Genomic DNA, 13,639 nt, shown 5'->3' with positions numbered 1-13,639 from the left:
TGAATAAAATTTCAAACCCTCGGAAGGTAAAACTTCTGAGGGTTTTTTCGTTTTATGACCAACATTAGTAACAGATAACCACAACAAATTTAGAATTACATTTTTACAAGGAAGAGATTATGTCAGCACAACGATTACGCATCGCGATTCAAAAAAAGGGACGTTTGTCTAAAGAGTGCCAAGAGCTATTTAAGCGCTGTGGTATGAAATTTAATATTTCAGGTGAGCGTCTAGTGGTTCATTCTGAAAACATGCCAATCGATCTGCTATTAGTTCGTGATGATGATATTCCAAGTCTTATCATGGATGGCGTGGTTGACTTAGGTGTTATTGGCGAAAACGAATTAGAAGAAGTACGTCTAGAACGTAAAGCATTAGGCGAGGCTTCTGCATTCACCACACTGCGCCGTTTAGATTTCGGTGGTTGCCGTTTATCTATCGCTATCGATAAAGATGAAACCTACAACGGCCCACAAGATCTTGCAGGTAAACGCATTGCAACGACTTACCCACAATTGCTTAAAAGCTTTATGGATGAGCAAAATATCCCATTCTCAACTTGTATTTTAAATGGTTCTGTTGAAGTTGCTCCACGAGCGGGTCTATCTGATGCAATTGCCGATCTAGTTTCAACAGGCGCAACCCTTGAAGCAAATGGCCTAAAAGAAGTTGAAGTGATCTTCCGCTCTAAAGCAACGCTAATTCAACGTGAAGGTGAGTTTGATGCGGATAAAGCAGCCTTGATTGATAAATTACTGACTCGTATGCAAGGTTGTATCCAAGCGAAAGAATCTAAGTACATCATGCTACACGCGCCAACCGATAAGTTAGAGGCGATTAAATCACTACTACCGGGTGCAGAAGATCCAACCGTGCTTCCTCTATCAAGTGATGGTGCGAAAGTAGCTGTTCACCTAGTGAGTACTGAAAATCTATTCTGGGAAACGATGGAGCAACTAAAAGCATTGGGTGCAAGTTCAATTCTTGTCTTGCCAATTGAGAAGATGATGGAGTAACCATGATGAAAACCCTAGTTTGGCAATCATTAAGCGACTCACAACAAGATACGGTGCTTCAACGTCCAGCTATTACAGAAGGCGCTAATATAACGGCCGCTGTAACCAGTGTGATAAATACCGTAAAACAAGACGGTGATGCTGGCGTGTTAGCGTTGACTGAAAAGTTTGATAGGGTTAAACCTGATTCTATTCGCGTTTCAGCAGCAGAAATTGACGCGGCGAGTGAACGTTTATCTGAAAAGATGAAAGCGGCACTGCAACAAGCTTATAGTAATATTTCAAAGTTCCATAAAGCACAAAAGCCTCAGCCAATCAAAGTTGAAACTCAACCTGGTGTCGTATGTGAACAAATTACGATGCCAGTGAACAAAGTCGGCCTATATATTCCGGGTGGCAGTGCGCCATTGCCTTCAACAGTATTAATGTTAGGTATTCCTGCGCAGATTGCGGGTTGTCATAAAGTGGTACTTTGCTCACCACCGCCGATTGCTGATGAGATCTTATACGTTGCAAAACTATGTAAAGTCGATGAGGTGTATAACATTGGTGGCGCACAAGCGATTGCTGCTATGGCATATGGCACAAAATCGGTTTCTAAAGTAGATAAGATCTTTGGCCCTGGTAACGCATATGTCACTGAAGCAAAACGCCAAGTTTCTAATGATTTTCGTGGTGCTGCTATTGATATGCCAGCGGGACCTTCTGAAGTCTTGGTTATTGCTGATGAAACGGCAGATCCTGATTTTATTGCGGCAGATCTTCTTAGCCAAGCTGAACACGGTCCTGATTCACAAGTTATCTTAGTTACACCATCACCAATCATTGCTGATCAAGTCGCTGATGCCATCGAAAAGCAATTAAAAACACTGACTCGTGCAGATATCGCTCGCCAAGCGCTAGGGTCTAGTTTATTGATTATTGCTGAATCATTGACGCAATGTGTTTCAATCTCAAACTTTTATGGTCCTGAGCACTTAATTGTTCAAACTAAAAACCCACGTGAATTATTACCACTGCTAGATAATGCAGGATCTATTTTTTTAGGTGAGTATTCTCCAGAATCAGCAGGGGATTATGCATCAGGAACTAACCATGTATTGCCGACTTATGGTTATACCAGAACCTATTCAAGTCTTGGTCTCGCTGATTTCTCTAAGCGTATGACAGTGCAAGAATTGACAGCAGATGGTTTAAAAGGATTAGCACCAACAGTAGTAACAATGGCCGAAGCGGAAGGGCTTGACGCTCACAAACGTGCGGTAACAATCCGAGTTGAAAAACTAGCTAAACTAGAAAAAGATCAGCTTGAAGCAAATCAATTAGAAGCGAATTAATAGGAATTCATGATGGAAAAGTTAGCCAGAAAACAAGTGCAAGCGTTAACACCATACCTCTCTGCTCGCCGTATTGGTGGAACAGGTGATGTATGGTTAAATGCCAATGAATCTCCATTTGATAACGAATACAAATTCAATTTTGCACGACTAAATCGTTACAGTGAATGTCAGCCTCCAGAGTTGATTAATGCTTATGCGGCTTATGCAAAAGTAAAGCCTGAACAAGTGCTAACTTCTCGCGGTGCAGACGAGGGTATCGAGTTATTAGTTCGTGCGTTCTGTGAGCCAAATGAAGATGCGATTTTATATTGTCCACCAACGTATGGCATGTATTCAATCAGTGCAGAAACCATTGGTGTAGAGACAAAAATGGTTCCGTTAACCTCTGATTGGCAATTGGATTTACCATCGATTGAGCAAAATTTAGATAACGTAAAATTGGTCTTTATCTGTAGCCCAAATAACCCAACAGGCAATGTGATCAATCGTAACGATATTTTGTCTTTATTAGAGATGACAAAAGATCGTGCCATTGTAGTGATGGATGAGGCGTACATTGATTTCTGTCTGGAAGTCTCAACAGTTGATTTACTTACTGATTATCCGCACCTTGCTATCTTGCGTACACTATCTAAAGCATTTGCTTTGGCTGGTTTACGTTGTGGTTTTACATTAGCAAATGAAGAACTGATTAATGTACTACTGAAAGTGATTGCCCCATATCCGGTGCCAGTCCCTGTCGCTGATATTGCAACTCAAGCCTTATCTGAAGCCGGTTTAGCTCGCATGAAATACCAAATGCTTGATTTAAGCGCCAACCGTGCTTATTTGCACGCAGGATTAATGGTATTGAATGGAGTTACTGTTCATGAAGGTTGGGGTAACTATTTATTAGTGCAGTTCTCTGATGGCGATGCAGTGTTTCAAGCCGCGTGGGATCACGGCATTATTTTACGTAACTCACCAATTAAAGATTGTGTGCGTATTAGTGTTGGTAACCGCGAAGAGTGTGAAAAAACATTGGGTTTTATTCGTAATCAATTAATCTAATACCAATCGTAGTAAATAACTGATCATCCTAGCTAGTTAAAATGCTCGATAACTGCGTTAAAATTTTTGATTGTAGAATAACTACCTATCGAAAAATTTTGCCTTGTTCTCAAGCATTTTTCCTTCGCTATTACTGCTCATTTACTTACTGTGATTGGTATAATTTATCCTCTAAGCCTAGGAATAAGGCTTGGGGCTATCAATAATAGAATTAGAAAAATTAAAAGGACGTTCCTGTGAGCAAACAACAAAAGATTTTATTTATCGACCGTGACGGCACCTTAATTGTTGAACCGCCTGTCGATTTTCAAGTAGACCGTTTAGATAAGTTAAAATTTGAGCCTCTGGTTATTCCTTCTCTGCTGTCTCTTCAAGATGCCGGTTACCGTTTAGTGATGGTCACCAACCAAGATGGTTTGGGTACAGATAGCTATCCACAAGATGAGTTCGATGCGCCACACAATATGATGATGGAGTTCTTTGAATCTCAAGGTGTGAAGTTTGATGATGTTCTGATCTGTCCTCACTTTGAAGAAGATAACTGCTCATGCCGTAAACCAAAATTGGGTATGGTAAAAGAGTACCTTCAAGGTGGAAAAGTTGATTTTCAACACTCGGTTGTGATTGGTGATCGCCAAACGGATCTTCAATTGGCTGAGAACATGGCAATCCGTGGTATTCAATATCACCCTGAGACAATGAACTGGCCTGCGATCCTAAAAGATCTGATGGTAAATGCTCGTACTGCTGAAGTGATCCGCACCACCAAAGAAACCGATATCAAAGTCTTTGTTAATTTGGATGAACAAGGCGGTAATACAATCTCAACGGGTCTTGGCTTCTTTGATCACATGCTTGATCAAATTGCCACACATGGCGGCTTCCAAATGAAGATCAATGTGGACGGCGACTTACACATTGATGATCACCACACTATTGAAGATACAGCGCTTGCTTTAGGTGAAGCGTTAAAAGAAGCGTTAGGAGATAAGCGTGGCATTGGTCGTTTTGGTTTCAGCTTACCAATGGATGAGTGTTTAGCGCAGTGTGCGTTGGATTTATCAGGCCGTCCATATCTAAAATTTGATGCGGAATTTAGTCGTGATCAAGTAGGGGATTTATCAACAGAAATGGTGGTTCATTTCTTCCGCTCATTAACAGATACCCTTGCTTGTACATTACACCTTTCTTCTGCAGGTCATAATGATCACCACATTATTGAAAGCTTATTTAAAGCGTTTGGTCGTACGTTACGCCAAGCGATTAAAGTGGAAGGTAATGAATTGCCAAGCTCAAAAGGCGTATTGTAGGAGTGACTATGACAAAGCAAAATGTCGTTATTATTGATACAGGCTGCTCTAACGTATCATCAGTGAGATTTGCGATTGAGCGTTTGGGTTATGACGTTACGATAAGCAGAGATCCACAAGTGGTATTAGCAGCAGAAAAGCTGTTTTTACCGGGTGTTGGTACGGCAAGCGAGGCGATGAAAAACTTGGCTGAGCGAGATCTTATTGAATTAGTAAAACAAGTTGAAAAGCCGCTATTGGGTATCTGTTTAGGTATGCAACTGCTAGGTAAGCTCTCTGAAGAGAAAGGCCAAAAAGCAGATCAAATTGTGGATTGCTTAGGCCTATGTGACGGTGAAGTTCGTAAGCTTCAAACGGGTGATTTACCCCTGCCTCACATGGGTTGGAACACGATTAAGCCTGTCGATGGTCATCCGTTATTTAAAGATATTCCAGAGAACAGTTACTTTTACTTCGTACACAGCTTTGGCATGCAAGTGGGTGATTACACTATTGCTTCTTGTGACTATGGACAGCAATTTACCGCCGCATTACAAGTGGGTAATTATTACGGTGTTCAGTTTCATCCAGAGCGCTCAAGTAAAGTGGGCTCAAAGCTTATTCAGAACTTTTTGGAGTTGTAAAAGGCAGGGTTCAAAATAAAAGAGTTCAGATCGGTCGCAAGCTCCCTTGCAGAATTCAGAGAAAGGTGAGGGGATTATTAATGCCAAAGCGGTTTTTCTGAATTCTTCAAGCGAAGCGATCTGAACTCTATTACTCTGAAAGTACAGTATTTGATAGCGTAAATAAAAATTAGGAACTCACAGTAGAGTGAGGCGTAAAAGGATATTTATGATCATTCCAGCATTAGATTTAATTGAAGGCCAAGTAGTCCGTTTATTTCAAGGCGACTACGGGCAAGTAACAGAATACAAAGTCGATCCGGCTGAGCAGTTCAATCTGTATCACCAAGCAGGCGCTAATTGGCTGCACCTTGTGGATTTAACGGGCGCAAAAGACACAACAGCGCGTCAACTCGACTTAATTGCACGCTTATTAGCAAGTACCCCTGCCAATATTCAAATCGGTGGTGGTGTACGTAACGAAGCGGATGTACAAGATTTATTGAATGCAGGCGCACAACGTGTGGTTGTCGGCTCTACTGCGGTAAAACAGCCAGAGCTTGTTAAAGGTTGGATGGAAAAATACGGCGCAGAAAAAATCGTATTAGCGCTAGATATCAACATTGATGAAAACGGCACGCGTAATGTGGCGATTTCAGGCTGGCAAGAAGACTCTGGCGTGACTATTGAAGCACTGCTTGAAGATTATCTAACCGTTGGCCTTAAGCACGTATTATGTACTGATATTTCACGTGACGGCACACTGCAAGGTTCAAACGTAGAGCTGTACGTAGATCTATGTAAACAGTACCCACAAGTGCAATTCCAATCTTCAGGTGGCATTGGCTCATTGGATGATATTGCGGCTTTGAAAGGCTCCGGTGTTGCAGGAGTCATTGTTGGACGAGCACTGCTTGATGGCAAGTTCACCGCAGAGGAGGCATTCCAATGTTGGCAAAGCGAATAATCCCTTGTCTTGATGTAAAAGATGGTCAGGTAGTAAAAGGCGTTCAGTTTCGTAATCACGAGATCATTGGTGATATTGTTCCTCTGGCGCAGCGTTATGCTGAAGAAGGTGCCGATGAGTTAGTTTTTTATGATATTACTGCATCAAGTGATGGTCGCGTCGTAGATAAAAGCTGGGTGGCGCGTGTGGCAGAAGTGATTGATATCCCTTTCTGCGTTGCTGGTGGTATTAAATCAGCAGAAGATGCCGCGAGGATTTTAGAGTTTGGTGCTGATAAAGTATCTATTAACTCACCGGCACTGGCTAATCCTGAACTCATTACGGAGCTTGCGGACAAATTTGGCGTTCAATGTATCGTTGTTGGTATTGATTCATACTTTGATAAAGAAACGGGTAAGTACCAAGTTTACCAATTTACGGGTGATGAAGAACGAACCAAAGCAACTAAATGGGAAACCAAAGATTGGGTGCAAGAAGTACAAAAACGCGGTGCGGGTGAAATCGTACTTAATATGATGAACCAAGATGGTGTGCGTAACGGTTACGATCTTGAACAGTTAAACATGGTGCGTGAAGTGTGCCATGTGCCATTAATCGCATCAGGCGGAGCGGGTGAAATGGTTCACTTTGCCGATGCGTATAAAAAAACAAACGTGGACGGTGCATTAGCGGCATCGGTCTTTCATAAACAAATCATCAATATTGGTGAGTTGAAAGAATATTTAGCCCAACAGGATGTAGAGGTGCGCCGATGAGCCAACAAGAATTAGCAACACGAATTGATTGGGAAAAAGTGGACGGGTTAGTGCCTGCAATTATTCAAGATTTTGGTTCAAGCCAAGTATTGATGATGGGTTACATGAACCAAGAAGCATTGTCGAAAACATTAGAAACAGAGAAGGTAACGTTTTTTTCTCGCACTAAAAATCGTCTATGGACCAAAGGTGAAGAGTCTGGCAATAGCCTAAATCTAGTCAATATCTCTTTAGATTGTGATAACGATACTTTGCTTATTAAAGTCAATCCAGTAGGCCCAACGTGCCATACAGGAACAACCACTTGTTGGGATGGCGATAAAACAGAAGAGACACAATTGGTGTGGCTTCATCAGTTGGAACAGCTACTTGCCGAGCGTAAGAATGCTGATCCTGATTCCTCTTACACAGCAAGTCTCTATGCCCGTGGCACCAAACGTATTTCGCAGAAAGTTGGCGAAGAAGGCGTTGAAGTCGCGCTTGCAGCGACGTCGGGTGACAAGGCGGAGCTAGTATGTGAATCTGCGGATTTGATGTATCACTTGTTTGTTTTGCTTCAAGATCAAGGTTTGTCGTTTGATGATGTGATCAACAAACTAAAAGAACGTCATAAGTAAGTCTATCGTTCTGAATGACGTAGATTCAAAGATAACGCCGATCATCTGATCGGCGTTTTTGTTGGAATTGAGAAACTAACCTCGCTATACTCTGCGCTCAATTTTAGGAGCGCCAATGTTCGATATCCTTTATCAAAATTCAGATTTTCTTGTCATCAATAAACACCCTAATGTTAGTGTTCATAAAGATGATGGTGACACTTCATTATTAATCGAACTCGGGAAAGTTACAGGTGATAAACAGCTGTATCTTATTCATCGTTTAGACAAAATGACGTCAGGATTATTATTGATTGGACGTACTCAATCTGCAGCCAGTGAATTATCACAATTGTTTGCAAATCGCTTAGTTGAAAAATACTATTTAGCTATTGGCGATAAAAAACCAAAGAAAAAACAAGGCTTAGTTATTGGTGATATGGAGCGTTCACGTCGTTCTTCATGGAAGTTAATAAATAGCAAAGAAAACCCTGCGATAACTCAGTTTTTCTCAACAGCAGCACATGATGGCAACCGCTTGTTTTTATGTAAGCCTCATACAGGTAAAACTCATCAAATTCGAGTGGCTTTAAAAAGTGTAGGTTCTGGTATTTTAGGCGACTCTATTTACAGCTCATCAACGTCTGATCGCGGTTATTTACACGCTTATGCTTTGCGATTTACCTATCAAGGGCAAGCGTTTGAATTTGTTGAAATACCAAAACAAGGTGATGAGTGGCAAGATGACACCATTCAAGCAGGATTAGCGCAGTGGCAAACACCATGGACATTAACTTGGCCTGAGATTAAGAAGAAATCATGAAGATAGAAGCATTAGATACGTTATTTACTCATTTAGAAGCGCAGTTAGCAACACCACAGAATGAGCTTCGTCGTTTATTCCATGGTCGTGGACAATGTTTTGAAGGATTAGAGCAAATTACGGTAGATTGGCTACAAGCGAAAGACTCTCAGGGGCAGGGCTCTCAAGGTCAACTAGTAGTGGCGTTATTTAAAGAGCAAGAACCTGAATTTTTAGAAGAGTTAGAAGCTAGGCTAAAAGCATTTGCAGACTCAGAGTTATGGACGAATGCAAAAGGGGCTTCTATCTTATTGCAGCATCGTTACCAAGAATTAGCGCCAACACAAGTGGTATGGGGAGAAGAAAATACGTACCCTGTCGTTGAAGAAAACGGTTTAAAGTACCAACTAGAGCTGAAAAAGAACCAGAATATGGGGATCTTTTTAGACATGCGTTATGGTCGCCAGTGGGTTCAAGCACATAGCGAAGGCAAGTCGGTATTAAATTTATTTGCGTATACTTGTGGTTTCTCTGTGGCTGCTATTGCTGGTGGTGCAACTCAAGTGGTTAACCTCGATATGGCGAAAGCATCATTAGGCCGTGGCCGTGATAACCATCGTTTAAATGAACATGATCTTTCTAAAGTAAAATTCTTAGGTCATGATATATTTAAGTCATGGGGAAAGATTAAGAAATTGGGTTTGTATGACTTGATCATTATTGATCCGCCAAGTTTTCAAAAAGGCAGTTTTGCGTTAACTAAAGATTATCAAAAGATCTTACGTCGTCTGCCAGATCTGTTAACAGAAAATGGAGAGGTATTGGCGTGTGTGAATTCACCGGCAGTATCAACGGATTTCTTAATTGATGGTATGGCAGAAGAAGCACCAGAGTTGAAATATATTGAGCGTTTAGATAACCCACCTGAGTTTGCTGATATCAATCCTGAAAGTGGTTTAAAAGTGATGCTATTTACACGTTAGTTTTCAGTATAAGACATTAATATTTACAGAAAAGCCCTCTCATTATCAGATTATGAGAGGGCTTTTTAATTAGCTAAATGTGCATAAATGAGAGAAGAAAGAGGTTAATTTTCAGCTTGCTCTCGATCTAAACAAGATTGTTCATTAACAAAAATATCATTTTGCTTTTGACCACGTGCATTACGGATTAAATAACGATAAGCGACGCCTTTTTCAAGTACAGGGCGGATCTCTTGATCTTTACAGTAAGTTGTAATGCTTTGCTCTATGATTTGATTGGTACTAGTTTCACCAACACCGCTGTCTAAAAACATCATTTCAATCACACCTTGTTTTTCTTTTACTTGAATCAAGGTCAGTTGTCCCATTTCTAATGGGAGGGTACTTGCAAGAATACTGGCGCGGTAATCGGCAAGCATCTCTATTTTTTGTTGCTGTTCGTTGGAAGAACATCCTGAGAGCAGAATGGCACTTAACGCGGTAAGAATAATTTTATTCATAGGATTCTTTATCATTTTTAGTTTAATTTTACTATTTATTAAAAATAGTGTCATTAAGCTGGGAGTACTTTCTTGAATGGTTTAACGATTACATTAGCATAAACGCCTGCATCAATATATGGGTCATTATTTGCCCATTCTGTTGCCGCATCTAAAGAGTCAAATTCTGCGATGACAGTTGACCCTGTGAAACCAGCGTCTCCTGGGTTCTCAGAATCAATCGCAGGCATTGGGCCAGCTACTAATAAACGGCCTTCATTTTGCAGTTGAGTAAGGCGCTCTAGATGTTTTTCACGAACACTTAAACGACGTTCTAAGCTATTTTCAACATCTTGAGAAAAAATGACATACCACATAGCTGAATCCTTTTATTTTTGAATCATCATTGATATAACCATCATAAAAAAAGCTCTAGCGATAAACCAGAGCTTTTTGATAATTAATCAGAAAAATACTAATAACTACGCACTTTTAGCTATTGGACGGGGTTTTCCTTTCGCATCAATGGCAACATAGTTGAATATAGCGTCACAAACCATGAAGCGATCGCCAATACCATGTTCTTTAATTGGCTTAACCCACACTTCAAGATTGATAGACATTGAAGTTCGACCGATTTTCACACACTCACCGTAACAGCAAACCACATCGCCAACTTTTACTGGCTTTTTAAAGGTAATACTAGAAACAGAAACCGTAACAATACGGCCACCAGAAATTTCTTTGGCTAAAATACCACCGGCTAAATCCAGTTGTGACATGATCCATCCGCCGAAGATATCACCATTTGCATTGGTATCAGCAGGCATAGAAAGAGTACGAAGAAGAAGCTGGCCTTTAGGAGCTTGTCCTAGATTATCTGGTGTTGTCAAAGTGGGGTTCCAATACAACAAAAATGAAATTGGCGGCAGTCTATCACAAAAAAACAGATATAAAAAAGCCGTGCGATAAAACAGCACGGCTTAATAAATAGAAACTAAGATTACTCTTGTTCTTCTTTTTTCTCTTTTGGCATGAATTTGTAAACGTACATACCTGTAAGTAATGTGTATAAGAAGGTTAGGCCAAGTAAGCCGAAGACTTTAAAGTTAACCCATACATCTAATGGCATTTCAAAGGCGACGTATAAGTTTGCAATGGCACACACGGCGAAGAATAGAACCCACGCGTGATTAATTTTTGCCCATTTATCGTCAGGTAAGGTCACTTCTTTACCTAGCATGCCTTTGATAATTGGTTTACCCATAATGTGAGTAACGATTAATCCTGCGGCAAATACACAATAAACGATAGTTACTTTCCATTTAATGAAATTGTCATCGTGCAGGAAGATGGTCATGCCACCAAATACGGTCACCATAAGAAAGGTGATTAGCTGCATTTTTTCTACTTTTTTGTATAAAGCGAAAGTAACGATGAGCTGTACAGCCGTAGCGATGATCAGTGCGCCTGTCGCTGTATAAATGTCGTACATTTTGTACAGTGTAAAAAAGATGACCAGTGGAATAAAATCTAAGATCTGTTTCATTTTTATATGTCGAGCCAATAATAAATTATATTGTGAGTGTATCTAAAATTTGTGGGGGAGGGAATCGCTAAAAATTGCTTGTTACATTTTACTTGTTCATTTTTTTTAAAAGATCATTGGTTAAAGGTTATAAAATAATAAAGAGCTCATCATGAGCTCTTTATTAGTGGGAGATTTGTGTTAACGGTTATTTTTGTGTTGCAGCTTTCATCGATGAGGTAAATGATGAAAGAGCGTTAAGTAAGGCGATAGAATCATTTTGATGTTGCTCAATGATTTTTACGGTTGCAGAGCCTGAGATTGCCCCGGCAGCACCCGCTTTAATGGCTTCTTCTACTTGAGCTGGTTCTGAAATACCAAAGCCTAAGATAGCAGGAGGCGCATCAAATTGGTTTAAGCGCTCTAGTAATTGAGCAACTGGCATGCCTGCTTTTGTTTCTGCACCGGTAACACCTGCACGAGAAAGAAGGTAAGTATAGCCGCCGCCTAATTTAGCTACCGTTTCTAATGTTTCGTCAGAGGCCGATGGTGGTGCAATGAAGATAGGGTGAACATTGTGCTTAATCGCGCTTGTTCTAAACTCTGCTGATTCATTGGTTGGAACATCCGCAATTAACACTGAATCTACACCAGCTTTCTGACATTTAGCATAGAAAGTATCAATGCCATTTGCGAACACAAGGTTCGCGTAAACTAATAAACCAATGGGTGTTTCAGGATATTTAGCTCGGATTTTTGCGATTAAATCAAAACACACAATAGGGGTTGTTTTGCTGTTTAATGCACGGATGTTTGCGCCTTGAATTGTCGGGCCATCAGCCAGAGGGTCAGAGAATGGGATACCAAGTTCAAGTGCGTCTGCGCCAGACTCGAGTAGTGTTTCCATTATCTGATAAGAAAGTTCTGGATTTGGATCGCCAATCGTTACAAAAGGAACAAAGGCACCTTGATTTTTGTCTGCTAATTTAGCAAAGAGGGCTTGATAACGATCCATTAGATTTCTCCCTTTTCTTTTAGGATATCATGAACAGTAAAGATGTCTTTATCACCACGGCCAGATAGGTTTACTACTAGCAGTTGTTCTTTTTCTTGTTCTGAATGTGCCATTTGTAGAGCATAAGCCAGTGCATGAGAAGACTCAAGAGCAGGAATGATGCCTTCGCCTTTTGCCAGAGTTTGAAAGGCTTCTAATGCTTCATCATCGGTTACTGAGCCATATTCAGCACGGCCAATCGAATTTAAGTGTGCGTGTTGTGGACCAACCGATGGAAAATCAAGACCAGCAGATACCGAATAAGACTCTTCGATTTGACCATGCTCATCTTGCATTAGTGGGGCTTTCATACCGAAGAATATACCGGTTTTACCATGTTTAAGTGGTGCGCCATGTTGGTTGGTATCAATACCTTTACCTGCCGGCTCTACACCAATCAATCTTACGTTTTCTTCTTCAATGAAATCAGCAAACATACCAATTGCGTTTGAACCGCCACCAACACAAGCAATAACCGCATCAGGAAGTCGACCTTCACGAGCAAGGATCTGCATTTTTGTTTCTTCGCCAATCATACGTTGGAATTCACGTACAATGGTTGGGAATGGGTGAGGGCCTGCCGCAGTACCCAATAGGTAATGCGCGGTTTCATAGGTTGCAGACCAATCGCGTAATGCTTCATTACATGCATCTTTCAGTGTTGATGAACCAGAATGAACAGGGATCACTTCTGCGCCCATTAATTCCATACGGAATACATTCGGGCTTTGACGTTCAATGTCTTTTGCGCCCATGTAAACGCGACATTTTAAGCCGAGTAGAGCACATGCAAGTGCAGTTGCTACACCGTGTTGACCTGCCCCTGTTTCAGCGATAATTTCTTTTTTACCCATACGTAAAGCGAGCAGTGCTTGACCTAATACTTGGTTGGTTTTGTGTGCGCCACCGTGCAGTAAATCTTCACGCTTTAGGTATAACTTAGTTTTAGTACCCTTGGTTAGGTTACGACAAAGCGTAAGAGCGGTAGGACGACCGGCATATTCTTGCAGCAGTGTCATGAACTCGGCACGGAAATCTTCGTCTGCTTGAGCATCAATAAAGGCTTGCTCAAGTTGATCAAGTGCAGGTACTAAAATTTGTGGAACGTATTGACCACCATATTCGCCGAAGTAGGCATCTAATTTTGCCATGATATT

General features: G+C 41.0%; 16 protein-coding genes and 1 other annotated feature (1 of these 17 only partly in view). Of the genes, 10 read left to right on the top strand and 6 right to left on the bottom strand.

Annotated features, from left to right (window positions below; genetic code table 11):
• Nucleotides 1-48 (top strand) — a sequence feature (His leader region) (it extends 76 nt beyond the left edge of the window).
• Between the two features lie 71 nt (nucleotides 49-119).
• From hisG to Q1K78_RS04370, 10 genes are all read left to right on the top strand, one after another.
• On the top strand, nucleotides 120-1,016 hold the full coding sequence (gene hisG, locus Q1K78_RS04415; RefSeq protein WP_300174836.1) for an ATP phosphoribosyltransferase: 897 nt from the start codon (nucleotides 120-122) through the stop codon (nucleotides 1,014-1,016).
• A 5-nt stretch (nucleotides 1,017-1,021) separates the two neighbouring features.
• Complete coding sequence (gene hisD, locus Q1K78_RS04410; protein WP_300174897.1) at nucleotides 1,022-2,353, top strand: histidinol dehydrogenase; 1,332 nt, start codon at nucleotides 1,022-1,024, stop codon at nucleotides 2,351-2,353.
• A gap of 12 nt (nucleotides 2,354-2,365) precedes the next feature.
• Nucleotides 2,366-3,406, top strand: coding sequence for a histidinol-phosphate transaminase (hisC, locus tag Q1K78_RS04405; RefSeq protein ID WP_300174895.1), 1,041 nt, complete (start codon nucleotides 2,366-2,368; stop codon nucleotides 3,404-3,406).
• A gap of 236 nt (nucleotides 3,407-3,642) precedes the next feature.
• The gene (gene hisB / locus Q1K78_RS04400) at nucleotides 3,643-4,716 is read left to right on the top strand and encodes a bifunctional histidinol-phosphatase/imidazoleglycerol-phosphate dehydratase HisB (RefSeq protein WP_300174834.1); all 1,074 of its coding nucleotides are present in this window, start codon (nucleotides 3,643-3,645) and stop codon (nucleotides 4,714-4,716) included.
• An 8-nt stretch (nucleotides 4,717-4,724) separates the two neighbouring features.
• Complete coding sequence (gene hisH / locus Q1K78_RS04395; protein ID WP_300174832.1) at nucleotides 4,725-5,339, top strand: imidazole glycerol phosphate synthase subunit HisH; 615 nt, start codon at nucleotides 4,725-4,727, stop codon at nucleotides 5,337-5,339.
• 208 nt (nucleotides 5,340-5,547) lie between these two features.
• Nucleotides 5,548-6,285: a 1-(5-phosphoribosyl)-5-[(5-phosphoribosylamino)methylideneamino]imidazole-4-carboxamide isomerase gene (hisA, locus tag Q1K78_RS04390; protein ID WP_005418747.1), complete on the top strand. Its 738-nt coding sequence runs from the start codon at nucleotides 5,548-5,550 to the stop codon at nucleotides 6,283-6,285.
• On the top strand, nucleotides 6,267-7,040 hold the full coding sequence (gene hisF / locus Q1K78_RS04385) for an imidazole glycerol phosphate synthase subunit HisF (RefSeq protein WP_300174824.1): 774 nt from the start codon (nucleotides 6,267-6,269) through the stop codon (nucleotides 7,038-7,040). Before hisA ends, hisF begins: the two co-directional genes overlap by 19 nt.
• A complete protein-coding gene (hisIE, locus tag Q1K78_RS04380; protein WP_061002091.1) occupies nucleotides 7,037-7,657 on the top strand; it encodes a bifunctional phosphoribosyl-AMP cyclohydrolase/phosphoribosyl-ATP diphosphatase HisIE in 621 nt (206 codons plus the stop codon). Before hisF ends, hisIE begins: the two co-directional genes overlap by 4 nt.
• Before the next feature lie 115 nt (nucleotides 7,658-7,772).
• Nucleotides 7,773-8,459, top strand: a complete 687-nt coding sequence (locus Q1K78_RS04375; RefSeq protein ID WP_300174820.1) for a TIGR01621 family pseudouridine synthase — start codon at nucleotides 7,773-7,775, stop codon at nucleotides 8,457-8,459.
• Complete coding sequence (locus tag Q1K78_RS04370; protein WP_300174818.1) at nucleotides 8,456-9,421, top strand: class I SAM-dependent methyltransferase; 966 nt, start codon at nucleotides 8,456-8,458, stop codon at nucleotides 9,419-9,421. Before Q1K78_RS04375 ends, Q1K78_RS04370 begins: the two co-directional genes overlap by 4 nt.
• Nucleotides 9,422-9,525: 104 nt before the next feature.
• On the opposite strand, the gene gspS2 is transcribed toward Q1K78_RS04370, so the two are convergent.
• The 6 genes from gspS2 to trpB form a co-directional block, all read right to left on the bottom strand.
• A complete protein-coding gene (gspS2, locus tag Q1K78_RS04365; RefSeq protein ID WP_300174816.1) occupies nucleotides 9,526-9,921 on the bottom strand; it encodes a type II secretion system pilot lipoprotein GspS-beta in 396 nt (131 codons plus the stop codon).
• A gap of 53 nt (nucleotides 9,922-9,974) precedes the next feature.
• Nucleotides 9,975-10,277 (bottom strand): YciI family protein, encoded by a 303-nt coding sequence (locus Q1K78_RS04360; protein WP_300174814.1) that lies wholly within the window; start codon nucleotides 10,275-10,277, stop codon nucleotides 9,975-9,977.
• Nucleotides 10,278-10,382: 105 nt separating this feature from the next.
• The gene (gene yciA / locus Q1K78_RS04355) at nucleotides 10,383-10,793 is read right to left on the bottom strand and encodes an acyl-CoA thioester hydrolase YciA (protein ID WP_300174812.1); all 411 of its coding nucleotides are present in this window, start codon (nucleotides 10,791-10,793) and stop codon (nucleotides 10,383-10,385) included.
• A gap of 110 nt (nucleotides 10,794-10,903) precedes the next feature.
• A complete protein-coding gene (locus Q1K78_RS04350; RefSeq protein WP_300174810.1) occupies nucleotides 10,904-11,449 on the bottom strand; it encodes a septation protein A in 546 nt (181 codons plus the stop codon).
• Nucleotides 11,450-11,636: 187 nt separating this feature from the next.
• Nucleotides 11,637-12,443 (bottom strand): tryptophan synthase subunit alpha, encoded by an 807-nt coding sequence (gene trpA / locus Q1K78_RS04345; RefSeq protein WP_300174808.1) that lies wholly within the window; start codon nucleotides 12,441-12,443, stop codon nucleotides 11,637-11,639.
• Nucleotides 12,443-13,633 carry a tryptophan synthase subunit beta gene (gene trpB / locus Q1K78_RS04340; RefSeq protein WP_300174806.1) on the bottom strand — a complete coding sequence of 397 codons (1,191 nt, stop codon included), beginning with the start codon at nucleotides 13,631-13,633 and terminating at the stop codon, nucleotides 12,443-12,445. The genes trpA and trpB overlap by 1 nt, the downstream gene beginning before the upstream one ends.
• Between the last annotated feature and the right edge of the window lie 6 nt (nucleotides 13,634-13,639).

The sequence above is a fragment of the uncultured Aliivibrio sp. genome (assembly GCF_946479765.1).
Taxonomy (GTDB): domain Bacteria; phylum Pseudomonadota; class Gammaproteobacteria; order Enterobacterales; family Vibrionaceae; genus Aliivibrio.
This window is presented reverse-complemented; position numbering and strand designations above follow the sequence as displayed.